Below are 237 nucleotides of genomic sequence, written 5' to 3'. Positions count from 1 at the left end.
TGTATATTTTTTTGAAAGGGACAGAGGACTTTCGACAAAAAAGAAGAAATGATACGTGATCAGTATTTTTTTGCTACATCATGATATCGTTCTCATACATATCATGAAAAAGATTGTAAACAAATAAAAAAAGGAAGTGAGGTGAAAAGCGGTGCTTACCCATAAAGCGTATCAGTTTCGGATCTATCCTAGTTTAGAACAAAAAATAGCTATTACGAAAACAATTGGTTGTTCACG

General features: G+C 32.5%; 1 protein-coding gene. It reads left to right on the top strand.

What is annotated here, in order from left to right:
- Nucleotides 1-151: 151 nt before the first annotated feature.
- Nucleotides 152-237: helix-turn-helix domain-containing protein (locus BAU28_RS07460; protein ID WP_165615152.1), on the top strand; the 86-nt coding region annotated here is incomplete at its 3' end.

Origin of the sequence: Bacillus paramycoides (genome assembly GCF_001884235.1) — a bacterium.
Taxonomy (GTDB): Bacteria; Bacillota; Bacilli; order Bacillales; family Bacillaceae_G; genus Bacillus_A; species Bacillus_A paramycoides.
Note: the sequence above shows the minus strand (reverse complement) of the source record. Positions and strands in the feature narration are given on the sequence as shown.